This is a genomic window from Chryseobacterium sp. HNCC26DJ238 (assembly GCF_057180465.1).
Genome location: NZ_JBXUGI010000005.1, coordinates 202,053 through 226,426, shown reverse-complemented (window position 1 = coordinate 226,426; position 24,374 = coordinate 202,053). Strand labels below are relative to the sequence as shown.

General features: G+C 35.8%; 22 protein-coding genes and 1 pseudogene. 8 read left to right on the top strand and 15 right to left on the bottom strand.

The genetic code is table 11. The features are described from left to right. Positions 1-2: 2 nt before the first annotated feature. The 3 genes and pseudogenes from AC2A07_RS06795 to lptB all read right to left on the bottom strand — a co-directional run. The gene (locus AC2A07_RS06795) at positions 3-953 is read right to left on the bottom strand and encodes a helix-turn-helix transcriptional regulator (RefSeq protein ID WP_484049790.1); all 951 of its coding nucleotides are present in this window, start codon (positions 951-953) and stop codon (positions 3-5) included. Beyond that, on the bottom strand, positions 953-2,680 hold the full coding sequence (locus tag AC2A07_RS06790) for an ABC transporter ATP-binding protein (protein WP_484049830.1): 1,728 nt from the start codon (positions 2,678-2,680) through the stop codon (positions 953-955). The genes AC2A07_RS06795 and AC2A07_RS06790 overlap by 1 nt, the downstream gene beginning before the upstream one ends. 510 nt (positions 2,681-3,190) lie before the next feature. Then, positions 3,191-3,916, bottom strand: a pseudogene (lptB, locus tag AC2A07_RS06785) (LPS export ABC transporter ATP-binding protein); the annotation flags it as partial. Positions 3,917-4,079: 163 nt separating this feature from the next. On the opposite strand from lptB, the gene AC2A07_RS06780 reads away from it, so the two are divergent. From AC2A07_RS06780 to AC2A07_RS06770, 3 genes are all read left to right on the top strand, one after another. After that, the gene (locus AC2A07_RS06780) at positions 4,080-4,370 is read left to right on the top strand and encodes a TM2 domain-containing protein (protein WP_484049789.1); all 291 of its coding nucleotides are present in this window, start codon (positions 4,080-4,082) and stop codon (positions 4,368-4,370) included. Between the two features lie 77 nt (positions 4,371-4,447). Beyond that, positions 4,448-5,176, top strand: coding sequence for a hypothetical protein (locus AC2A07_RS06775; protein ID WP_314493964.1), 729 nt, complete (start codon positions 4,448-4,450; stop codon positions 5,174-5,176). 44 nt (positions 5,177-5,220) lie between these two features. Further along, a complete protein-coding gene (locus tag AC2A07_RS06770; protein WP_314493965.1) occupies positions 5,221-5,403 on the top strand; it encodes a hypothetical protein in 183 nt (60 codons plus the stop codon). 58 nt (positions 5,404-5,461) lie between these two features. Here the strand turns inward: AC2A07_RS06770 and hemB are convergent, their stop codons facing one another. Next, positions 5,462-6,451, bottom strand: coding sequence for a porphobilinogen synthase (gene hemB / locus AC2A07_RS06765; RefSeq protein ID WP_484049788.1), 990 nt, complete (start codon positions 6,449-6,451; stop codon positions 5,462-5,464). Positions 6,452-6,570: 119 nt separating this feature from the next. Here hemB and AC2A07_RS06760 point away from each other — a divergent pair, with 119 nt between their 5' ends. From AC2A07_RS06760 to AC2A07_RS06750, 3 genes are all read left to right on the top strand, one after another. After that, positions 6,571-6,921, top strand: a complete 351-nt coding sequence (locus tag AC2A07_RS06760) for a T9SS type A sorting domain-containing protein (RefSeq protein WP_314493969.1) — start codon at positions 6,571-6,573, stop codon at positions 6,919-6,921. A 106-nt stretch (positions 6,922-7,027) separates the two neighbouring features. After that, positions 7,028-7,942: an ABC transporter ATP-binding protein gene (locus AC2A07_RS06755; protein ID WP_484049787.1), complete on the top strand. Its 915-nt coding sequence runs from the start codon at positions 7,028-7,030 to the stop codon at positions 7,940-7,942. Between the two features lie 92 nt (positions 7,943-8,034). Then, positions 8,035-9,345 carry an ABC transporter permease gene (locus AC2A07_RS06750; RefSeq protein WP_484049786.1) on the top strand — a complete coding sequence of 437 codons (1,311 nt, stop codon included), beginning with the start codon at positions 8,035-8,037 and terminating at the stop codon, positions 9,343-9,345. A 148-nt stretch (positions 9,346-9,493) separates the two neighbouring features. Here the strand turns inward: AC2A07_RS06750 and AC2A07_RS06745 are convergent, their stop codons facing one another. From AC2A07_RS06745 to AC2A07_RS06710, 8 genes are all read right to left on the bottom strand, one after another. Further along, entirely contained in the window at positions 9,494-10,138 is a 645-nt protein-coding gene (locus AC2A07_RS06745) for a porin family protein (RefSeq protein WP_484049785.1), read from the bottom strand. A gap of 125 nt (positions 10,139-10,263) precedes the next feature. Next, a complete protein-coding gene (gene sucD / locus AC2A07_RS06740; RefSeq protein WP_314493977.1) occupies positions 10,264-11,136 on the bottom strand; it encodes a succinate--CoA ligase subunit alpha in 873 nt (290 codons plus the stop codon). 92 nt (positions 11,137-11,228) lie between these two features. Then, positions 11,229-12,131: a UDP-3-O-(3-hydroxymyristoyl)glucosamine N-acyltransferase gene (locus AC2A07_RS06735; protein ID WP_484049784.1), complete on the bottom strand. Its 903-nt coding sequence runs from the start codon at positions 12,129-12,131 to the stop codon at positions 11,229-11,231. 241 nt (positions 12,132-12,372) lie between these two features. Next, complete coding sequence (gene efp / locus AC2A07_RS06730) at positions 12,373-12,936, bottom strand: elongation factor P (protein ID WP_314493980.1); 564 nt, start codon at positions 12,934-12,936, stop codon at positions 12,373-12,375. A gap of 91 nt (positions 12,937-13,027) precedes the next feature. Then, a complete protein-coding gene (lpxA, locus tag AC2A07_RS06725) occupies positions 13,028-13,816 on the bottom strand; it encodes an acyl-ACP--UDP-N-acetylglucosamine O-acyltransferase (RefSeq protein ID WP_314493981.1) in 789 nt (262 codons plus the stop codon). Next, positions 13,817-15,214, bottom strand: a complete 1,398-nt coding sequence (locus AC2A07_RS06720) for a bifunctional UDP-3-O-[3-hydroxymyristoyl] N-acetylglucosamine deacetylase/3-hydroxyacyl-ACP dehydratase (protein WP_314493983.1) — start codon at positions 15,212-15,214, stop codon at positions 13,817-13,819. Next, positions 15,207-16,238 carry a UDP-3-O-(3-hydroxymyristoyl)glucosamine N-acyltransferase gene (gene lpxD / locus AC2A07_RS06715; RefSeq protein ID WP_314493985.1) on the bottom strand — a complete coding sequence of 344 codons (1,032 nt, stop codon included), beginning with the start codon at positions 16,236-16,238 and terminating at the stop codon, positions 15,207-15,209. The genes AC2A07_RS06720 and lpxD overlap by 8 nt, the downstream gene beginning before the upstream one ends. 89 nt (positions 16,239-16,327) lie before the next feature. Then, positions 16,328-17,533, bottom strand: a complete 1,206-nt coding sequence (locus AC2A07_RS06710) for an HD domain-containing protein (protein ID WP_484049783.1) — start codon at positions 17,531-17,533, stop codon at positions 16,328-16,330. A 254-nt stretch (positions 17,534-17,787) separates the two neighbouring features. On the opposite strand from AC2A07_RS06710, the gene porX reads away from it, so the two are divergent. Both porX and AC2A07_RS06700 read left to right on the top strand, forming a co-directional pair. Then, on the top strand, positions 17,788-19,332 hold the full coding sequence (gene porX, locus AC2A07_RS06705) for a T9SS response regulator signal transducer PorX (RefSeq protein WP_314493989.1): 1,545 nt from the start codon (positions 17,788-17,790) through the stop codon (positions 19,330-19,332). Between the two features lie 263 nt (positions 19,333-19,595). Beyond that, positions 19,596-20,360: an exodeoxyribonuclease III gene (locus AC2A07_RS06700; RefSeq protein ID WP_314493991.1), complete on the top strand. Its 765-nt coding sequence runs from the start codon at positions 19,596-19,598 to the stop codon at positions 20,358-20,360. A gap of 59 nt (positions 20,361-20,419) precedes the next feature. Here the strand turns inward: AC2A07_RS06700 and AC2A07_RS06695 are convergent, their stop codons facing one another. From AC2A07_RS06695 to AC2A07_RS06685, 3 genes are all read right to left on the bottom strand, one after another. Then, positions 20,420-20,791 carry a septal ring lytic transglycosylase RlpA family protein gene (locus AC2A07_RS06695; RefSeq protein WP_314493993.1) on the bottom strand — a complete coding sequence of 124 codons (372 nt, stop codon included), beginning with the start codon at positions 20,789-20,791 and terminating at the stop codon, positions 20,420-20,422. Positions 20,792-21,446: 655 nt separating this feature from the next. Next, the gene (rimO, locus tag AC2A07_RS06690) at positions 21,447-22,748 is read right to left on the bottom strand and encodes a 30S ribosomal protein S12 methylthiotransferase RimO (RefSeq protein ID WP_484049782.1); all 1,302 of its coding nucleotides are present in this window, start codon (positions 22,746-22,748) and stop codon (positions 21,447-21,449) included. Positions 22,749-22,892: 144 nt separating this feature from the next. Further along, positions 22,893-24,281 carry an exopolysaccharide biosynthesis polyprenyl glycosylphosphotransferase gene (locus tag AC2A07_RS06685; protein WP_484049781.1) on the bottom strand — a complete coding sequence of 463 codons (1,389 nt, stop codon included), beginning with the start codon at positions 24,279-24,281 and terminating at the stop codon, positions 22,893-22,895. Positions 24,282-24,374 lie beyond the last annotated feature (93 nt).

The window sequence follows — 24,374 nt, the reverse complement described above, 5'->3', positions numbered from 1 at the left end:
ATTTAAAATCTTTTTGCAATTTTAGTGATTAAATCTTTCATTTTAGTTTTTAAAAATTCCGGCTCCACAATTTCAGCATAGTCTGCAAAAGTAATCAGCCACCGGGGAAATCCTTCATCAATCCATTCTGTTTCAAAAGTCATTTCAATTCCTTTATCAGTTTCTTCTTCACTGATCAATCCGTAATAGCTTTTAGAATTCACCAGATACCCTATAATTTTTTTATCAACCAGTAATTTTACTTTTGTTGTGGTTTTTGATGCAACTCTGCGGTGGTCATTGATTTTTCCATACTCCTGGGAAAATGGAATTTCAGTTTTGGAAATTTTCATAATCCTGTCGACTCTGAACTGTCTGAAATCTTTTCTCAGTGTACAAAATGCCATAATATACCAGTAAGTGAATTCATAGAAAATTCCTACGGCTTCAATCGTACGGCTTGACACATTTGCATCAACACGCTGATATTCGATAGACAGCTGTTTTTTTTCAGCAATACTGTCCAGGATAATCGGAATAATATTTTTCACTGTATCATCTGATTTAGGACTATAATCAAATATATCGATCTGGTTTTCAATATTCTGAATTAGATTTTTATCCGAATTTCTCAAGACAGAACGAAGTTTTTCCATAGCAGTCTGATAATGATTCCCTAAACTCTGGTGGGAAAATTTCTGCATGAGTTTTTCAGCCGTTATGAAACTTAACACTTCTTCCCTGCTAAACATTACAGGCGGAAGTTTATAGCCATCCATGAGTGAATAACCGCTTCCAGCTTCACCGATTATTGGAATTCCGGCATTTTCAAGGGTTTTGATATCACGGTAGATTGTCCTTACACTGACCTCAAACCTTCCTGCTAGATCCTGTGCTCTTACGAGAGGTTTAGACTGTAACTGCGTGAGAATTGCAGTAACCCTGTCAAGTTTTTTCAGATAATGATCCTGCATTAATTTTCTTTGTAGGTTTTTATTAAACGGCCAAGGTTCAGACTTCTTGCAGAAGCGTCAAAAATTTCCCTGTATGTCCCGTCCTTTTCAAAAAGTTCATCATGGGTTCCGCTTTCTACAACATGACCTTTTTTCATCACATAGATTTTATCTGAATCTAAAATCTGGGAAAGAGAATGAGAAATTATAACTACAGTCCTGCCTTCTTTAATGGCATCTAATGAATTTTTGATCTGTTCGGTTGCAATTGCATCAAGACTTGCCGTGGGCTCATCAAGAAAAATAATGGGTGGATTTTTTAAAAAAAGCCTTGCAATTGCAATTCTCTGCTGCTGTCCGCCTGAAAGCTGGGTAGCATCATGCCGGTATTTTTCTGGTAGATCTAAAATCTGTTCGTGGAGGTAAGCTTTTCTTGCAGCTTCTTCTATTTCTTCAAACCCTGCATTCATATTTCCATAACGGATATTATCTTCTATACTCCCCTGGAAAATATGGTTCTTCTGCAAAACAAGTCCCAGGTCGCCACGCAGGAAAGTATTATTGTATTGATTCAAATCAACTTTATCTAAACTTATTTCACCGGAATCCGGCAGATAAAATTTACAGAGAAGATTGATAACCGTTGATTTTCCGGCACCGCTTAATCCTACCAGAGCCGTTGTTTTCCCATTTTCAATGAACATAGAAACATCATTCAAGGCTTTCGTGCCATTCGGATAGGTAAAGTTGACATTTTTTAATTCAAAATTGCCGGTAATTTTATTTTCAACAAAAGTTCCGGTCGGCTCCTTTTCCTGATCAGCATTCAAAATATCAAAATATCCTTCGGCATAGATCATTGCATCGTTCATATCATCATAGATCCTGTGCAGCTGCCTGATTGGTGAAGAAACGTTACTGAAAAGCATAATGTGAAGCATAATAGCGCCGATGGTCATCTGCTGATCCAATACCATATATACAGTAAGAAGGATAATTAAAACCACTCCGAACTGTTCAATAAAAGTTTTTAACCCGTCATAAATAAAATTGGTTTTCCTGGTAAACATCTGGCTGTCCATTAATTTCATCTGCAGGTCATACTGCTTTTTACCCTCAAATTTTTCACGGACAAAACTTTTAATCACCATAATTGAGTTGATTAAATTTAAGAGTCCTGAAGTTTTCTGTTCTCTCTGATTTCTCAGCGTCCTTCTCACACCTCCCAGCTTTTTTGCCTGTAACGAACTGATATAAAAATAGACAGGAACAATGACTGTGGATACCAGACCCACGTACACATTCTGCATATACATGATAATCAGTGCAATGAAAGCATTTGAAAACAGGGGAAGTATATCAATAAAAAAGTTCTGAACCAATCTTGTCAAACTTTCGATTCCGCGGTCTATCCTGATCTGTAACTTTCCGGATTCATGATTTTCATCATTAAAATAGGCAACCCGGTATGTCAGAATTTTATCGATTGCAGATTGTGCCAGAACCGAACTGACTTTAATCCTGATTTTTTCACCATAAAATTTCTGTCCGAAATTGATAAAAATATTGAGCAGCTCTTTTCCCAATAAGATAATTGAAATGACAATGAGGATATGGACTCCCTGATTCATAGGATCAGGAAAATGGGTAAGTTTTGTTACTTCATCCACCGTATATTTCAGAACCAGAGGATTCACCTGTGCTGCCAGAGCACCGATAAAAGTCAGAAATAAAGTACCATAGATCATCGGGCGGTACGGCTTTATAAAAGGAATCAGCTGTTTGTAAATTCCAAATAGGGTAACTGTGCGGTTAAAAGGTTTTGCCATGAATTGGTTTTAAAGAAAAACGTACCGTTTCTGAGAGAAAAGGTACGTTTTTATTATATTTCAGAGCAAATAATTCTCTTTTAAATTTAAACTTTATCCTTCATAAACATAGGTTGTCAGATAATGCAATTCGGGCTTACCTGCTGCTTTTGATTCTGCTTCTGCCTGTTCCAGAGAATACTGCAAATTGATTTCCTTACGCTGAAAAACAAAAGAATTATTCGCATTTTTATCAACCACATCAGCAAAAATATGCTCGATTTCAGAATTGGCTAAAGAAGCAAAGCTGATGTCTTCAAAACCATACATCAGTCTCAAATCATCGAACTGAGCAAACTGATCATTAACAAAACTCTGAAGCTGAGATTTGGATTCAAAATTACCCGCCCAGATATTATATGCATAGGTCTTCTTACTTGGCTTGTCAAAAATACTCTGATAAACAAAGTTTTCTCCCAAATATGCTTCTCTTACCTGCGGATCATTGGCCAGTTCCTCAGGAAGACCTTCTTTCAGGATCTTTCCTTCAAACATAATGTAGGTTTTGTTGGTAATTGCCAAAGTCTGCTGTACGTTGTGATCAGTGATCAGAATTCCGATGTTTTTATCGGTAAGGCTTCTGACGATTTTCTGAATATCTTCTACAGCAATCGGATCTACTCCGGCAAAAGGCTCATCCAGTAAAATAAAACTTGGGCTGGTTGCAAGACATCTTGCGATTTCGGTTCTACGTCTTTCTCCACCTGAGAGCAGATCACCACGGTTTTTTCTTACATGCTGTAATGAAAACTCTTCTATCAGTTCGTCACATTTGATCTGCTGCTCACGCTTTGAAAGTTTCGTCAGCTGCAGAACTCCCATGATATTATCCTCTACCGAAAGTTTTCTGAAAACAGAGGCCTCCTGAGCAAGATAACCGATTCCTTTCTGGGCCCGTCGGTACATTGCATCAGTGGTGATCTCCTGTTTGTCAAGAAAAATCTTTCCAGAAGTCGGCTTTACCAAACCAACGATCATATAAAACGAAGTCGTTTTTCCTGCCCCGTTCGGACCCAGCAAACCAACAATTTCGCCCTGCTGAACCTCTACAGAAACACCTTTTACAACTTTTTTGGGACCGTATTCCTTGATTAAGTTTTCTCCTCGTAAAATCATAAGGCAAAGATAAAGTTTTTTTGAATTTAAATTTCAGATTAAAAAAACGGTTACGTCAGTTTTATGATATTTTAATAGACGAATATTAATTTTCAGTTATCTTAACAATTCTATGTAACGATATCATAATAGATGCTACTTATAAATAATAAAAATTTAAATTATGGAAAATTATGGCTATTCAAAAGAAAACAACACACAACTGCAAAACAGTATTCCCTATAAATCGGAAAAGAAGATTACTGCGGCACTTTTAGGTTTGTTGGTCGGTTGGTTAGCTTTGAACAAATTCTATTTAGGTTATACGAAAGAAGGCATTATTCAGATTGTCCTAAACATTGTTACTTGTGGAGTTGCTTCGATTATTCCGTTCATTGAAGGTATTTTATATTTATTCATGAGTGATGAACAATTTGACAATACTTATGTTCATAATAAAAAAGGCTGGCTTTAGGTTTAATAAATTTCTTCTTTTTAGATTTGAACAATTTTTTTTCATAATTTTAAATGACCAATGACAATTTAATTTTTATGGAAAATAATCAACAGCTCACAGAACTTTTAGCTTTAGATCTTGGCATTAATCTGATCAACAGAAGACCTTACGCCAAGGAGGTTTTTAAATGGCAGGACATCGATCTTCTCCCTCATTCCTCCACAGACACGCTGCTCTGTGAAATTTACGAATGGAACGGCAGGAACTGGAGAACAACGAATAACAACCTGATAGGCTTTCTCTTTTCAGATATCCAGCTGGCAAAGGTTAAAGATCAGCTGGCACATGTTCCCAGACATGCAGCTCTGATCCCTGATTTTGAATTTACCAAAGAAAATATGATTGAATATGGGCTATCTCTCCCCTCTCTGTTCAATATCGGAATCAACGGAGATATTAACAGTGCCAAAAGTTTTTCCGTACGTGTCAACGGAGTAACAAAATCGAGAATTACAAACATTGATTCTCCGGGAATTGAGATTATGAGAAGTTATTCTGATTTCACGGATTCCCAATCGAAAACATACCGGAAAAACATCAAATTCAATTATCTGAGTACTTCTTTATTTTATGCAGAAAGTGTTGAGATTTTTCTTGAAAAAAATTCAGGTGTAAACGTAGATGTTAGTTTTCAGACGCAGAATGTCGAAGTGGAAGCGAAAGTTGATACCGATACCAAAAAACATTTTGTTTTAAAATACTCCGGAAATCAGGCTCCCTTTGCCGCTAAATTTATCAAAGGAAAAGATTTTAACATAATGTGATATATTTTTGCTAATTTAGTTTTTCACTAAAACAAGATTTTATCATGAAAAAATTAACAAGAAAAAGCCTAATGAAAATTAATGGTGGAAATATTAGATTTCCTGATGAAAATGGCAATTGTCAACCGGGATGGTATTTGTGCCCCTCAAATATCTGTGTGTATGATAAAGGTGGCCAGCAACCGATTGTACCGGGATCTCCTCATTACAATGCCTGTTTCGGATAGTAATTATTCTTAAAAAAACAGAAAAGCACTTCGATCGAAGTGCTTTTCACATTTATCCTTATTTATGTAAGAGCATTGCAGCTTCTTTGGCAGCGTAAGTAAAGATCATATCTGCTCCTGCCCTCTTGAAGCAGGTGAGACTTTCAATAATTGCTTTATCATTGTCTAACCAGCCATTTTGAGCCGCAGCTTTCAGCATGGCATATTCTCCACTGACATTATATACTGCAATGGGTAAATCAATGACTTCACGAACCTTTGCAACAATATCCAGATAAGGAAGTCCCGGTTTGATCATAATAATATCAGCACCTTCTTCTACATCTTTAAATACTTCATTTAAAGCTTCACGGGAATTGTGAAAATCCATCTGATAGGTTTTTTTATCTTTTGGGATCTCCAGATCATCTTTAGGTGCACTGTCAAGAGCACTGCGGAAAGGTCCGTAAAACGAACTTGCATATTTTGCAGCATAGCTCAGAATTCCGACATCATGAAATCCACTCTGCTCCAAAGCTTCACGAATCGCCAAAACTCTGCCATCCATCATATCACTCGGTGCCACTATGTCTGCACCTGCTTCTGCATGTGATACTGACATTCTGGCCAAAGCATCATTGGTCGCATCATTTAAAATTTTTCCACCCTCTATGATCCCGTCATGACCGTAGACTGAATAAGGATCTAAAGCAACATCCGGCATAATGACCATTTCGGGAACAGCATCTTTTATAGCTCTGATGGTATTCTGCATCAAGCCGTTTTTATTCCATGCTTCTTTCCCCGTATTATCCTTTAAGTGATCTGAAACCTTCATATAAAGATTTACCGCTTTTACCCCCAAAGAAAATAATTCCTTACATTCTTTAACAGTCAGATCAATGCTTCGTCTGAAAATTCCGGGCATCGATGAAATCGCTTCTTCTTTATTTTCTCCTTCCATTACGAAAACCGGCATCACAAAATCGTCTGTAGAAAGACTGCACTCTCTAACCAATCCCCTCATAGATTCATTTACTCTCAATCTTCTGTTTCTTGAATATATCATTTTGGAATACTTTTTGAATAATTTATTGCAAATTTAATATAAGTTCTATAAATAACTGTTGCAGATGATTATAGAATTTATTATTTTTGTTAGTAATAATTATGCAAATAATACGTTAGATGAAAAAACTTTTACTTTTAATCATATTCACGGGCGCTTTTGTTGGTTTTTCCAACAATATCAAAGCACAGATCAAGGAGCCAACAGCGACATCTCAGAAATCTGACGATGGTGTTCTTACTGCATACCCGAATCCCGCAAAAGATTTTCTGGTGGTAAAAGCCAAGGATTCTTCTTTAAAAATCAAATCAGTTATTTTCTATTCTATATTGGGAACACAGGTGGCCAACTACAATGTCAATACGAACAAAGCTGAAATCAATATTGAAAAATTAAAACCTGGGAAATATCTGATCAGGTATATTCTCAGTGACAATACGCAAAAAGTTACTCAAATAGTAAAACAATAATACTTAAATCCTGATAATCATCAGGATTTTTTATTTTGGATTTATTCTGCTTCAATATTTCCGTAACTTTCGGATTATTTTTTATACTCATTATAAAAACAAATTCATGCTGAAAGCTGATCATATTACTAAAACCTACAATGCCGGAAAAAAAACAGCACTGGAAGATTTTAGCATTCACGTTCCCCAAGGAAGTATTTACGGTCTTCTCGGACCCAACGGAGCGGGTAAAACCTCGTTTATCCGTATCATCAACCAAATTACACAGGCAGATTCCGGGGATGTTTTCATTAACGGAGAAAAGCTGAATCCCAATCACATCAGGGATATCGGTTATATGCCCGAGGAAAGAGGTCTGTATAAAAACATGAGTGTCGGAGATCAGATTCTCTATTTCGGAGAACTGAAAGGAATGAAAAAAAATGACGCTCTCAATGAAGCAAAAAAATGGTTTGAAAAGCTGCATATTGATCAGTGGTGGAAAAAAAAGCTTTCTGAACTTTCCAAAGGGATGGCTCAGAAAATCCAGTTTGTAGTCACCGTACTACACCGACCCCATCTTTTGATTCTTGACGAGCCCTTTTCAGGTTTTGATCCGGTCAATGCTAATTTGATTAAAGATCAGATCATCGAACTTAAAAACAACGGAACCACTATTATTCTTTCTACCCACCGGATGGAAAGTGTGGAAGAAATGTGTGATTATGTAGCATTAATAGATAATTCTAAGAAAATTATCGACGGAAGAGTATTTGATGTAAGAGAAAAATTCAAGAAGAATATTTTTGGAATCACACTTTCTGATGTGAATAATGAACAGCTTCAAAATTTTCAGAACAAATATGAGATCTTCAATCTATCGGAACAGAACAATCTGATTTCGTTTGACCTTAAAAATACCGTCAATCAGAATGATATCCTTCTGGATCTTGTCCAGGTCGGAAAAGTAAGGTCATTTGACGAAAAGATCCCGAGTATGAATGAAGTATTTATCAATGCTGTTGGTGGCAGCCGCTCTTAAATTAAATACCTCCATAATACGACATCTTCATGCACAGACACTGATAAAATCAGAAGATCTAATTTTATAGTACACAACAACGGAATTTATCCATGAAAAATATTTTTTTAATTACCAAAAGAGAATTTCTTACTCAGGTTAAGAAAAAATCATTCATTTTGCTTACTTTACTCGCTCCTTTAATGATTGTTGTTTTCGGAGCAGTAATCGGACTGATGTTCAAAGCGAATGAATCCCACAATATCATCGAAGTGGTAGACAACAGCGGGCTTTTCAAAGGTCAGCTGAAATCTAACGATAAACTGGAATATATTTTTGTTCCGGCAGCTGATGAAAAATCTAAAATCAAGAATCTGAAAGGCAATGAATACTTAGATGGAATTCTTATCTTACCTCAGATCTCAGGTCAGAATTTTGATGACCTTGAAAAAAACACCAGGCTGGTTGTCAATACAAAAATTGGTCTTGATACCAAGCAGCAGATTATTTCTGACATCAGTAATGTGATTAAAAAGGAAAAAATCAAGCAATTGGGTATTGCTGAATCTCAGCTCAACAATCTTGACAAAAGTTTTGAACTGAAGACTATTAATGTTTCAGAAGACAATAAAGAGGATTCGGATCTGGCTTTCGGTGTAAAGACAGGATTAAGTTTAGGATTAATGTATGTTACTTTTATGTTCATTATAATTTACGGAGTCCGTGTCATGAGAAGTGTTCTTGAGGAAAAAAATAACCGTGTAGTAGAAATTATCATCTCTTCTGTAAAACCTTTTGAACTGATGATGGGTAAAATTCTTGGTGTAACCATGGTGGCTCTTACACAGTTCATTATCTGGATTACGATGTCAGTAATCGGAGCTTTGGTATTGAATACAGGTTTTTCATCTGTTCAGAAAAATATACCGGGAGCTAATAATGAATTAACTGAAAAATTAGATATAGCTCAGATTGCGACACAGGTTTCTCACAGTTTACTGGATCTTAATTTTCCTTTAATCATTTTTGTATTTATTGTATTTTTCCTTTTGGGATACATTTTTTACAGTTCGATCTACGCAGCAATAGGCTCCGCAGTTGACAACGAAACGGAAACACAGCAATTTACTTTATTCGCTATTTTACCTTTAACTTTAGGAATGTACGGAAGCTTTTCTCTGATGAATAATCCTGACGGACCGTTAGGTTTCTGGTTATCCATTATTCCTTTCACATCACCCGTTGCCATGATTGCAAGGATACCGTACGGCGTTCCGGCATGGCAGATTGCCTTATCTATATTCTTGCTTCTTGCCACAACTATTTTTATGATTTTCCTGGCAGGAAAAATTTACAGGGTTGGAATTTTGATGTATGGAAACAAAGCAACACTTAAGGAACTTTGGAAATGGATCAGAAGTTAACAGATGATCATTTTCATTAAAATTTTAAAAATTAAAGAAAGCTAATTATTGCTTGATTCACAAACTTGAAGCGTCCTGTTTTCAAATACAAAAACTCCCGAAATAATATTCCGGGAGTTTTTGTATTTTATGTTTAAATGAAAACTTCTTAATTAAAGATGTAGCTTAAGCTTACACTCAAAACCTGTTCAGATTTCTTTTTAGCAGAGTTTGGATCTAATTTACTTTCATCCAAATCCGGATACGTATTAGATAATCCGAAATCATATTTTAAAGCAACTTCAAGTTGTCTTTTATAGCTGTACCCAAGACCTGCACCAATGGCGAAGTTAAATGATTTAGCCTTTCCCAGCTGATCTGTTCTGTAGATTTCACGGGATTCGTTTTTAACTTTCTGGTCGATAAGGAAATTGAATCTAGGTCCGATCAACCCAAAGAATTCCGATTCAGCTTCTGAAAAATATCCTTTGAAGGAAACAGGAACGCTGATGTAGTTATTTGCATACATTGCATCATAACCTGCCAAACCTTTAGCATCTTTATCTTTTCCGGATTCTCCTGCTCCATAATATACCACTTCCGGCTGAAGATAAAACTGATTGGAACTTCCCATTGGGATTAGTGCCAAAACTCCTCCCTGAAAAGCAAACCTTGCTCCGGAGGGATTATGAGCATTTTTAACTCTAGAGTAATTTGCGCCTGCGGTTACTCCAAATCTAGTACTGCTTAGATCTATTTGTGCAAAGGATATCGCAGAAAAAGCCAAAGCGGATGTTAATAAAAATTTTTTCATATGTACATTGTATTGTTTTAAATTTATCCTGAATAAAATCAGGAAAGAAATGTAACCGCCTTTCTGCTCATTGCTTGCTTCTAAGTCAGTCAAGGCGATTACATATCATTTTATTGTTTAGGAGGTTATCCTAAAACTTTGGCTACGGTAACACCAATGTCAGCAGGGGAATCTACTACATTGATACCGTTTTCTCTCATAATTTCCATTTTAGCCTGAGCTGTATCCTCGTCACCTCCTACGATAGCACCTGCATGCCCCATCGTTCTTCCTTTAGGAGCAGTCTGTCCTGCGATAAAACCAACAACCGGTTTTGTAGAACCGCTGGCTTTGTACCATCTCGCTGCTTCAGCTTCAAGACCACCACCGATTTCACCAATCATTACAACCGCTTCAGTTTCCGGGTCGTTGATGAATAATTCCAATGCTTCTCTTGTGGTAGTTCCAATAATTGGATCACCACCGATTCCAATGGCGGTAGAAACACCATAACCGGCTTTTACCACCTGATCAGCAGCTTCATAAGTCAGAGTTCCTGATTTTGAAACGATTCCTACTTTTCCTTTTTTGAAAACGAAACCTGGCATGATACCAATTTTAGCTTCATCAGAAGTGATGATTCCCGGACAGTTTGGACCGATCAATCTGCATTCTCTGTCAGCGATATAAGATTTTACCTTTACCATGTCTGCAACAGGAATACCTTCTGTAATACATACGATTACTTTGATTCCCGCTTCCGCAGCTTCCATGATTGCATCTGCAGCGAATGCTGGCGGTACAAAGATGATACTTACATTGGCTCCTGCCTTGGCAACAGCGTCAGCAACAGTATTGAATACCGGCTTTCCTAAGTGCTCGCTGCCTCCCTTTCCAGGTGTGACACCACCTACTACGTTCGTTCCGTACTCAATCATCTGACCTGCATGGAAAGTACCTTCGTTACCTGTAAAACCTTGTACAATTACTTTAGAATCTTTGTTTACTAAAATTGACATTTTATTGTTGTTTTAATTTATTTTTTGATTTCTTATTAATGCTCACAAATTTACTTATTTTTCTTTGAATTCAGATAAAACACGGCAAATTGTTATTCAAGATTTCTCAGTTTCACCTCTTTTTTAAGGTAAGTTTTATAATCTTCAGCAAACATCCCGATGTATGTTCCTTTTTTCAGATCACGGTTAACTCCTGTTTTACCTAACAAAACAGAACCGCTTTCAATCGTGTTTCCTGAAGCGATACCGACCTGTCCCCACAAGGTAACTTCATCCCCAATGATACAACATCCGGCGATACCGACCTGAGAAGCAATTAAACATTTTTTTCCAATAACGGTATCATGACCAATCTGAATCTGATTATCCAGTACTGAACCTTCACCAATGATGGTAGAATCGGTGACCCCTCTGTCGATGGTACATCCGTTTCCTATTTCAACATTGTTACCGATGATTACATTTCCTACCGAGATTAAGCGGTCAAAATCACCGTTTGATTTTCTATAGTAAAATGCATCACCTCCCAATACTGTATTAGACTGAATAATCACATTGTCACCAATTACTGTACGATCTCCTATCACAACATTAGGAAAAATTACTGTATTTTTCCCAATCGTGATATTATTTCCAAGAACTGCTGAAGGATGAATTTTTGTACCCTCTCCTATTTCAACGTCATGGAGGGTTTCAGTAAAATTATAGATTTTAGTAAAATGAGTATTGATCTTGTTGAAATCCGCAAACGGATCTTCAGAAATCAACAGTGCTTTTCCTTCCGGGCATTCAACTTCCTTATCGATCAGGATGACAGTTGCTTCGGAATTTAAAGCTTTATCGTAATATTTCGGATGATTGACAAATACAATTTCACCGGATTTTACTCTGTGAATTTCATTTGTCCCTGAAACCTGAAAATCTTCGGAACCTACAAATCTCGCTCCGATAAGATCTGCAATTGTTTTTAGTTTTTGTGGATGATGAAAAGTCATATATATTTATATTAAAAAAGGATGAACTACTTACATCAGTTCATCCTTATATTAATTAATTTTCACTAAATAAATATTGTAAATAAATAGTATTACACATATTATAAATACAATGAGTAAATTTTTGCGAATATTTTTTGTGTATTCCTTATCTATAAAATAAAGCAAAATCCAGCCAAAGAAACAGATGACAGCTGTAAAATCTCTGATGTACTGGAAGGTTTGCATTATCGGTAAAAAATTATTTTACTCTTTCTAAGTAAGATCCGTCTTCGGTGCTCACTTTGATTCTGTCACCAGGTTCGATAAATAAAGGAACCATTACTCTTGCTCCTGTTTCAACGATCGCATTTTTCAGTGCGTTGGTCGCTGTGTTTCCTTTTACACCCGGATCAGCTTCGGTAACTTCCAAATATACTGACTGTGGCAATTCTGCAGAAAGAGGAGTTTCATCAGCTTCCTTCAAAATGATGGTTACTTCTTCACCCGCTTTCATCAGCTGAGAATTTTCAATCATTTCTTTATCAAGATATAATTGAGAGAAATCTTCATTATTCATAAAGTGAAAACCGTTCTCATCATCATAAAGATATTGGAATTTTCTGGTAATTACTTTTACTTCATCAATTTTATGACCTGCAGAAAAAGTATTGTCGAGAACTTTTCCGTTGGTTACTGATTTTAGTTTCGTTCTTACGAAAGCAGGTCCTTTACCCGGTTTTACGTGAAGAAACTCGATTACTTTGAAAATATCATTGCTGAATTCAATACAGAGACCTTTTCTTATATCGTTACTTGTTGCCATACTTTTGGTTTAAAGTTTCAGGATTAAAATGTAAGTTTTAATCCCGGTTTTTATAGTTAATTATTTTTTATTTATACTCGACTTTCGATGATCACTCCTTTCCTGTTCCATATCCTTTAACGATACCTCTTGGAGAGTTTTGGATAAACTGGAGAATTTCATCTCTTTCAGCGGTTGGAAGCATTTCTTTTTCGATGTGCGAAACTGCCTGGGAAACATTCATTTTCATCTGGAAGATTGCTCTGTAAATTTTCTGGATTTCAAAGATTTTATCATTGGTAAAACCTCTTCTTCTCAGACCTACCGAATTGATTCCTGCATAAGACATAGGTTCACGTGCTACTTTCACATAAGGCGGAATGTCTTTTCTCACCAAAGTACCTCCTGAAATCATCACATGCTTACCGATTTTACCGAACTGGTGTACAGCACTTAAGCCGCCCATTACTGTAAAATCACCAATTTCCACATGACCGGCAATTCCACATCCGTTAACGATGATTACATGATCACCAATCACACAGTCATGCGCAATATGAGAGGTTGCCATAATCAGACAGTTGTTTCCGATCTTTGTAAAACCTAAAGCTTTTGTTCCTCTGTTTACGGTAACACATTCTCTGATGGTTGTTTCATCACCAATAATTGTCTGAGTGTCTTCTCCATCAAATTTCAGATCCTGCGGAATGGCGGAAATAACAGTTCCGGGAAAGATCCTGCAGTTTTTTCCGATTCTTGCTCCATCCATAATAGTCACATTAGAACCGATCCAGGTACCTTCCCCTATTTCTACATCCCCTGCAATGGTAGTGAATGGTTCTACAACTACATTTTTACTGATTTTTGCTCGTTTATCAACGGCGGCTAATTGATGAATCATCTACTCAACTTTATTTTTTGCAACCTGAGCCATCAGCTCAGCTTCTACAGCTATGGTATCACCAACATATCCGTACCCCTGCATGTGCACGATACCTCTTCTGATTGGTTCAATCAATTCAATTTTAAAAATCATTGTATCTCCCGGAACTACTTTTCTCTTGAATTTTACTTTATCCATTTTTATGAAATAAGTAGAATAGTTTTCAGGATCCGGTACACTTGCCAAAACAAGAATACCTCCGGTCTGTGCCAGCGCCTCAACCTGTAAAACTCCCGGCATTACCGGCTCTTTCGGAAAGTGACCAACAAAGAAAGGTTCGTTCATGGTTACATTCTTGAGACCTACTACATGAGAATCTGATAATTCAAGAATCTTGTCTATTAATAAAAACGGAGGTCTGTGAGGCATTAATCTCATGATTCCGTTAATATCGAAAACAGGTTCTTTATTTAAATCGAAATCAGGTACGTTTTTCTTTTTCTGTAATTTCCACTGACGGTTCAGTTTTTTTGCAAACTGGGTATTTACAAAATGTCCGGGTTTGTTGGCAATAATCTTACCCTTTATTTTCACTCCACACAGTGCCAGATCACCAATTACATCAAGTAACTTGTGTCTTGCGGCTTCGTTAGGATAATTTAATGTCAGATTATCAAGGATACCGTTGGGTCTGATCGCAACGTGATCTTTACCAAAGGCTTTCTTTAATTTTTCTGTTGTTTCAACAGTAAGATCTTTATCAACATATACAATCGCATTAGAAATATCTCCCCCTTTGATCAAACCGTGATCAAGAAGCATTTCCAGTTCATGTAAAAAACTGAATGTTCTTGCTGAAGAAATTTCTTCTTTAAATTCTGAAATATTTTTCAGGGTAGCATTCTGAGTTCCTAACACCTTAGTCCCAAAATCTACCATTGTTGTAATTTCGTAATTATCTGAAGGGATAATTGTAATTTCTGAACCGGTTGCAGGATCACTGTAGCTCAATACTTCTTTCACTACCAAATATTCTCTGGCTGTCTTCTGTTCTACAATCCCTACACTTTCGATGGCCTCAACGAAAAATTTGGAAGATCCGTCTAAGATCGGAGGTTCTGAAGCATCCATCTCCAGATAAGCATTGTCGATATCGCAACCCACTAAAGCCGCTAAAAGATGCTCACAGGTATTGATTTTCACGCCAAGCTTTTCCAGGGTAGTTCCTCTTTCAGTGGCGACAACGTAATTGACATCAGCTTCAACCTGAGGATGACCCTCCAAATCTGTTCTGACGAAGATAAAACCCGTATTTTCTTTGGCAGGTTTGATGGTTAATTTTACTTCTTTACCAGTATGAAGGCCAATTCCGGATAGAGTTACTTCTTCCTGAAGTGTTTTTTGCATATCACTCATTAGTCTGATCTTTTGAGTTATTCTCAAGATTATTTATTCTTTTTACGAGCTCAGGAAGATTCCTGAAATGAACGTAGCTTCTAAGATAGTCATTATAACTGATTGCAGGGGAGCCATATAAAGTTTCTCTGTCATTTACATGAGAAGTTACTCCGCTCTGGGCCTGAATTTTCACCTGATTTCCGATTTTGATGTGTCCTACAATTCCTACCTGACCGCCAATCTGATTCCAGTCTCCGACGATTGTGGAACCTGCAATTCCGGTTTGTGAGGCAATTACGTTATTCTGCCCGATTTTTACATTATGGGCAATCTGAATAAGATTATCGATTTTAGTTCCTTTGCCAATCGTAGTTGAGCCAATTGTTGCCCGGTCAATACTGCAGTTCGAGCCAATTTCAACATCATCCTCGATGATAACATTGCCCAGCTGAGGTATTTTTTTAAAGCCTTCCGCAGTTGGCTGAAAACCAAAACCGTCACCACCGATCACCGTATTGGAATGAATGATACAGTTATCTCCAATAATACAGTAGTCATAAATTCTTGCTCCACTGTCTATTTTACAGTTTTTGCCGATTTTCACTCCTTTACCGATATAAACCTGAGGATAGATCTGTGATCCTTCTCCAATTTTAGCTTTTTCAGATATATAGGTGAATGCTCCGACATATGCCCTGTCTCCTACCACAGCAGTATCGTGGATAGAAGCACCGTCTTCAACGCCCTCTTTTCTTCCCTGCATTTCCTGATATAAATTCATCAGAACCTGAAATGAAAGATAGGCATCTTTTACAGCAATGATGGTCTGTCTGTAAGTATCTTTAGTTAAAATGTTTTCCGAAACTATAAGTACGGAACATTCTGAAGTTTCCAAGTGGTGAGAAAAACGCTCCTGGGCAATAAAAGAAAGATGCCCGGTTTCCCCGCTTTCAATAGGTGAAACCCCTGTTATAAGTGCATTTTCGTCACCTATAATTTTTCCGTCAATAAAACTCGCAATTTGCGAAGCTGTGAATTCCATATTCTGCAAAGATAACAAATTCTATTATTCACCAACATTTTTTAGTTTATGGAATATCGATTTTAATATTCTTTAAGAATTCAAAGCTTTTAATGTCTTGGAAAAGTAAGTATGTAGCGGGTAGTTTTATTGGTGATTAAACCTGATAAAAGCTGATCCTCCGATTCATCAAGTCTAAGGATTTTTCCGCTTTTCTGCAATAAATAAATAGGCTGTCTTAATGTATTGTAAGGCAAAAGACTCCGTTCAATCTCGTGTACAAGTTCGTGAGCATTGGTTATCCCTAAAAACTCATTCGTGCTTTTTATTTTTTCTTCAATAAATCCCGGATCAAAAGGCTGGGAAGAAATGATGGTCTTAGGAAGGTTTCTCTGAATTACACACTGACACCAATAGGACAGAATAAAATCGTCGGCAGTCTGCCATAATTTCATGGCATGAATAATATCATTATCATCCATTTGGGTAAATCTGAGGATATCTTCTTCACTTTCTCCGCTTTTTTCACGATTCAGAAAGTACTTCAGATTCTCAGTTGCAGGTAAATCTATTCCCTGTGAAGCCAGGTATTTTGCTCTTTCTAAAATTTTAACGAGAATAAATTCTGCCAATGCCGATGTTTTATGATAATATACCTGCCAGTACATAAACATTCTTGCCGTCAGGAAGTTTTCAATAGAATAAACTCCTTTGGCGTCAATGACCAATTCTTCTTCACAAACATTCATCATTGAAATAATTCTCTGGGTATTAACATTCCCTTCCGAAACACCCGTGAAAAAGCTGTCTCTTTTCAAATAATCCAGACGGTCGACATCTAACTGTGAACTTATTAACTGATTGAAAAACTTACGGTGATATTTGCCCTGAAACATTTCGATTGCCGTTGATAATTCTCCATTAAACTCATCATTCAATCGGTTCATTAAGAGCAACGACAGATTTTCGTGATGCCAGTCATTCATCAACCTGTTTTCCAAAGCATGCGAAAAAGGTCCGTGACCAATATCGTGCATTAAAATGGCCAGCATAGCTCCTTTTTCTTCTTCTTCAGAAATCTTAATCCCTTTCTGTTTTAGTGTCTCCAGAGCGGTAAACATCAGATGCATGGCTCCTAATGCATGATGGAATCTTGTATGGGTCGCACCCGGAAAAATTAAATTTAAAAGTCCGGTCTGCGAAATTCTTCTCAATCTCTGAAAATAGGGATGTTCGATAATATCAAATAAAATCTCATGAGGAATTCTGATGAAACCGTGAACAGGATCGTTGATAATTTTAAGTTTATTCTGCATAGAAATACACTGTGATAACTGCAAAATTAAGGTATTAAAGTCAATTCTACGAAAATTGTAAAATTTATCGAATGAATTTTCCTTAATAATGCTTTAAACAGTGAAGTTTTGCAGTATCTTCATACCACATATTATAAATATGAAAGAGTCAGAATTCTTTAACTAAGATTTAACTTTTAGGTGAGTCAATTTGGCTTTTGTTAAAGCCTTTTGGTCACAGTTTTGATACAATAATAACAGAAAATAAAACTTTTATGTCAGAAAAAATATTATGGATCGATGATGAAATAGATTTACTCAAACCTCATATCGTATTTTTGGAAAAGAAGGGTTATCATGTAACTCCTGTCAATAATGTAAATGAGGCTTTGGAACTGATGGATTCAGAAAAATTTGCATTGACACTTATTGACGAAAACATGCCGGGAATCTCAGGCCTGGAGGCTATTCCGATGATCAAAGAAAAAGACAGTTCTCTGAAGATTGTAATGGTCACCAAAAGTGAGGAAGAACATATTATGGAAGAAGCAATCGGCTCTCAGATTGCAGATTATATTTTAAAGCCGGTAAATCCTAATCAGATCCTTTTATCACTCAAGAAAAACCTTCAGCAGGATAATCTTGTTGAACAAAAAACAATCCTTCAGTATCAGCAGGAATTCAGAAACCTTTCGATGGAGCTTTCCTATTTAAGAACCTACCAGGATTGGGCTGAATATTATAAAAAGATTGTTAACTGGGAACTTAAATTCGACAAAGTTGCTGATAACGAATTTGCTGATCTGCTGCAGTCTCAAAAAGAGGAAGCCAATATTCAGTTTGCGAAATTTATTGAAAACAATTATGAAGACTGGCTTAATGGTAATGATAAGCCCTTAATGAGCCATACCCTATTCAGGGATAAGGTAAAACCGGAAGTTGAAAAAGACAAAGTCCTCTTGCTTATGGTTGATAACCTGCGATATGATCAGTGGAAAGTGATTGAACCTCTGTTTACAAAATATTACAATAAAGTTTCGGAGGATTATTATTACAGCATTCTTCCAACAGCGACTCAATATGCAAGGAATTCCTTCTTTGCAGGGATGCTTCCATCAGAAATCGAAAAGCGTTTCCCTGACAAATGGTTTAACGATAATGAAGAAGGAAACAAGAATGAATTTGAAAGGGATTTCCTTGAAGATCAGATGAAAAGAATTGGTTTAAATTCTAAATCAATGAAATACCTGAAAGTGTTGAATGCAGATTTCGAGAAAAAAATCTACGAAGATTTTAATCAGCACAAAAACAATGATCTTTTGGTGATTGTTTACAACTTTATTGATATACTTTCTCACGCTAAAACAGATAATCATATTGTTGATCAGTTAATCAGAGATGATAAGACTTTCCGATCATTAACATCCAACTGGTTTGAGAATTCATCATTAATCAAAATTATTAAACTGGCAGCAGAAAGCGGATTTAAATTGGTGATTACCACAGATCACGGAACTGTTTATGTGAAAAAACCGAGCCGTGTTGTAGGTGACAGAGAGACCTCGACCAACATCCGTTATAAAACAGGAAAAAGTTTAACCTATGACGATAAGGATGTCTGGGCAGTAACAAATCCTGAAAAGATATTTTTACCTAAAGGAAATTTAAGTTCAAAATATATTTTTGCAAAGAACAATACATTTTTAGCATATCCTAAAAATTACAATCATTTTGTCAATTATTATAAAGAGACTTATCAGCATGGTGGAATTTCTTTAGAGGAATGTATCATTCCGATAAGCATTTTAGAACCTAAATAGTTTTTCATAGTTATTATTTTGGGTCCGGGCGGTAAAAATTCAGTTTTACCGCCCGGATTTTTTTATTGACACTTCTTATCAACTGATCTTAAGTCTCTGCATACAAAAAACTCATATCCGTGATAGGAAAAAGTATATCTTAGTACGATTACTGATTTTGAATCTGATCATAATACTCAATCATCATTTTCCTCCGGTCATTTCTTTTGTTATTTTTGTACTCTACAATCAAAATCTATTTTACTTTAATTCACACAATTTTAATGAGATTAATCACCTACAATGTCAACGGAATAAGAGCAGCCTTTACGAAAGATTTTTTAGGCTGGCTCAAAACTGCTGATCCTGATATTATCTGTATACAGGAGAGCAAAGCAGGAAACGATCAGATTGACATCGAAAGCTTAGAAAAAATCGGTTATCACAGTTACTGGCACTCAGCAGTTAAAAAAGGATACAGTGGTGTCGGCATTGCCTCAAAAATCCAGCCTCTTCATATTGAATATGGATGTGGAATAGAGAGCTATGATAATGAAGGAAGAATTATTCGTGCAGATTTTGAAGGCTATTCTGTGATTTCAGTTTATGTTCCTTCGGCATCCAATATAGAAAGACTGGAATTTAAAATGCAGTTCTGCCACGATTTTTTAGAATACATTAAAAATTTAAAGAAAGAGATTCCGAATCTTATTATATCGGGTGATTTTAATATCTGCCACCAAGCCATTGATATTCATAACCCGGTTGGTTTAAAAAACACTTCAGGCTTTTTACCAATGGAAAGAGAATGGATGACCAATTTCATCAATGAATGCGAACTGATAGACAGCTTCAGACATTTCAATAACGAGCCCGGCAACTATACCTGGTGGAGTTACAGGCAAAATTCGAGAGCCAATAATAAGGGCTGGCGACTGGATTATAATTTCGCATCTTATTCTTTGAAAGATAAACTCTCAAGGGCTGTTATATTGAAGGAAGCGGTACATTCTGATCACTGCCCTGCAATGATTGAAGTCAACCTCTAAAAACAATAAAGCCAGCTGAATCAGCTGGCTTTATTTTAATTTTAAGAATCGTATTACATTTAATCGACAATTTCGTACTCTACCGGGATAATACCTTTCTGTATTCCCCCAATCTCATCGAACGCTGCTTTAGACATATCTAATGCTCTTGATGAATGAAAAGGTCCTCTGTCATTAATCGTTACAATTACCTCTTCTCCATTATTCAGATTGGTTACCTTAATTTCTGTTCCAAAAGGAAGCGTTCTGTGTGCTGCAGTTAGTTTTGAATTATTAAAAACTTCTCCGCTTGCTGTTTTTTTACCATTAAACTTGTCGTGGTAATACGACGCATAACTTGTTTTCTTCGCATCTTCGGCATTATTCTTGAAAGAATAAATACCTAGTGTTGAAATCATCATTATGATTACGAGAATGAATCTTTTCATCATTTTGAATTATTTTATTGTTTGACAGGGCAAAAGTATACTGAAAGTTTTTACTCACCTATTTTAAATGTTAACAAACCTTAATAAAAGATTAAAAATAACTTAAAATTTATTCTAAGTACCTATTAACAGGACGTTTAGAAGGCTATGTTAAAAAACGTTAAAATTATAGAGTAAAAGTTAACATAATTAACTGCTTCAAGTGTCTTTAAAAGCGATATTAATTTTTAAATAACTGATAATCAAATATTTAATTAATTCTATTTTTGCTAAAATTCACATTATTTTTCACTAATTATTCATCGAAATTTATTATCACCAGATCAGATAGAGAATAAAAACAGATCTGAAATCATGTATTTATTTCATACATTTCATCAGTTTGTATGATTAAGGTATTGTTACTTTTTCAAGTCAAAAGAAGTGCTTTTTGAACAGAGAGCGAAGAAAATCTTAATGAAATTGAAATTAACTGAAGTTTATACGATACTGGCACTTTCTTAATTGGCAAGATCCACTTACCATTTTTTATTTTTATTTCACTATTCAAATAACTCAGATAAGGAATATGACAACATCTCTTTCACAGGTACCGCATATGCAACAAAAAACCAATGACTTGATCATTGGTTTTTATTTTTGTTTAAAATATCTATTCCTATATCAGTTCACCATACAAATCAAACTCCTCTGCAGAGGTTATTTTTACGTTGGCAAACTCACCGATTGAAATGTAAGTATTGTCAGCAGCAACTAAAACAGTGTTATCAACATCAGGAGAATCATATTCTGTTCTTCCAACAAAGTAGTTTCCTTCTTTCCTGTCAAAGACACATTTATAAACTTCACCAATCTTCTTTTGATTTTTTTCCCATGAAATCTGTGATTGCAACTCCATGATCTCTTCCACTCTCGCTTCTTTTACTTCCTGCGGAATATCATCTTCCAGAACATAAGCTCCTGTATTTTCTTCATGAGAATATGTAAAGCAGCCTAATCTGTCAAATTTCTGAGCTTTTACCCACTCTTTCAATTCATTAAATCTTTCTTTGGTTTCACCAGGGTATCCAACGATCAAAGTGGTTCTGATTGCCATATCAGGCACTTTTTCTCTGAATTTATCTAATAAAGCATTTGTTTTTTCATGAGTTGTCCCACGTTTCATCGATTTCAGAAGATCAGAATTGATATGTTGAAGCGGTATGTCGATGTAATTACAAACTTTCGGCTCTTCTCTGATGATATCTAAAACATCCTCAGGAAAGCCACTCGGGAAAGCATAATGAAGTCGAATCCACTCAATTCCTTCAACTTTAACCAATTCTTTTAAAAGTTCACCTAACGCTCTCCTCTTATAGATATCCAATCCGTAATACGTTAGATCCTGAGCGATCAGGATTAATTCCTTCACTCCGACCTTTGCCAGTTTCTGCGCCTCTTTTATCAGTTTTTCAATGGGAGTAGAAACATGCCCTCCTCTCATCAGGGGAATAGCACAAAATGAGCAGGGTCTGTCGCAGCCTTCAGAAATCTTGAGATATGCGTAATGTTTCGGAGTCGTAGTTAATCGCTCTCCTACCAGCTCATGTTTGTAATCTGCCCCTAAATGCTTCAGCAAAATCGGCAGGTCCCGGGTTCCGAAATACTGATCTACATCGGGAATTTCTTTAATCAAATCCGGCTTATATCTCTCAGAAAGACAGCCAGTAACAAAAACCTTTTCTACTTCTCCCCTGTTTTTTGCTTCCACATAATCCAGAATCGTATTGATTGATTCTTCTTTGGCATTATCAATAAATCCGCAGGTATTGATCACAACAATATCTCCTCTGTCCTCGTGAACGACCTCTTTACCGTTGGCTTTAAGCTGGCTCATCAGAACTTCTGAATCGTAAACATTCTTAGAGCACCCAAGGGTTACAACATTAATTTTTTTCTTTCCTACAGATTTTGTACGCATCTTTCTATTTTGAGTCTGCAAAGATACAAAATATAAATCTGTATCTTAAACATATAAAAACCACTTGGGAATAAGTGGTTAGAGATTTTGATTTTAAATAATTCTTTATTTTATTGAATGAAATAATATCTTTTTTAAAGAACATCAGTATGCCTGTTCGTCTCCTCTGCTAATATTATATAAAGTAAGAAAAATAATCTTCATATCTAAGAAAAAAGACCAGTTCTGAATATACCATATATCTTTTTCTACCCGTTTCTCCATATCCCCGTGACAAAAGATCTCTCCCCTTGAGCCCATTACCTGTGCCCAACCAGTAATTCCAGGCTTGACTATATGCCGGGTCATATACTTTTTTGTTATTTTAGAATATATTTCTGTTTGTGACACCATGTGTGGACGGGGCCCAACAATAGACATCTCACCTAAAAGAACATTAATAAACTGTGGCAATTCATCGATGCTGGTTTTTCTCATAAATGCTCCAAATTTCGTAACTCTCGGATCATCTTTTTTTGCGGTCTGCAAATCAGCATTCCTGCTGACTGTCATACTTCTGAATTTTATACAGTTAAACGTCTTATTATTTAATCCCGATCTTTTCTGTAAAAAAAATACGGATGCATTGCTTTCCAGTTGTATGATAAGTGCTATTACAGGTATAAGCCAGGATAATAGGAATATGATTACGAAAAGTGAGAAACAAATATCGAACGTTCTCTTCAGAATTTGTTTTTTGGGATTCGACAGTGGTTCCTTTAATAATTTCAAAAAAGGAACCTCATCGATTATATCCAAATAATTAGGACCAAGATTAATGTATTTGAAACTCGGCACCATATAAATCCTTATCATTTTATTTTCCGCAACATCAATAATATGTTTATATAGTTCTATATCAAAATTATCATCACAAAATATAATATTGTTAATTAGATTTTTTTCCAGATCCTCAAATAACTGATCTATATCACCTAAATACTTATTTTTTGTTTTTTTATTCCCTGTAGTATATGTCCCCTTAATTCCAAGAGACCTTCTCAGATTGTTATTTGACAAAAGTGCTTTGGAGGTAATATTTTCGCCTATAAGTACAGTATTTTGTGAAAATATTTTTCTTCCTAATCTAACTCTGTTTTTTTTTCGATACAAGAAAATAACAAACCTGGTAAGAGTGATAAAGAAACCGACTAATACAAAATAAATAATCATGTTTTTATAGTCAATTTCTACTTCAAAAACAAAATTCAGATATACAAACGAAGTAAGAATAAGTAAAATATAAGATTTTGTCAATGCATTGAAATGCAGTGATGACTCTTTAATCTTTAAACTTTTGTAAGGCTGTGTTATAAGTGTAATAACAAGCCATGAACTATTAAGAAGAATAAGATGAATTCTGTAATCCTGCGCAAAATCCAAATCACTAAATTCAAAGAAGTATAACTTCCCTGCAATAAAAAATAGATTAATGATGAAATAATCTACAACCAGAAAAATTTTAGGTAAATGTTTTAAAAAATAGACTAGCATAACCCGGCAATTAGTATTCAGACCTTTCTTAATCACAAATATACTGCATATATATAGTAACAAGAATTTTTGATCTTAACTGACTTTTTAACA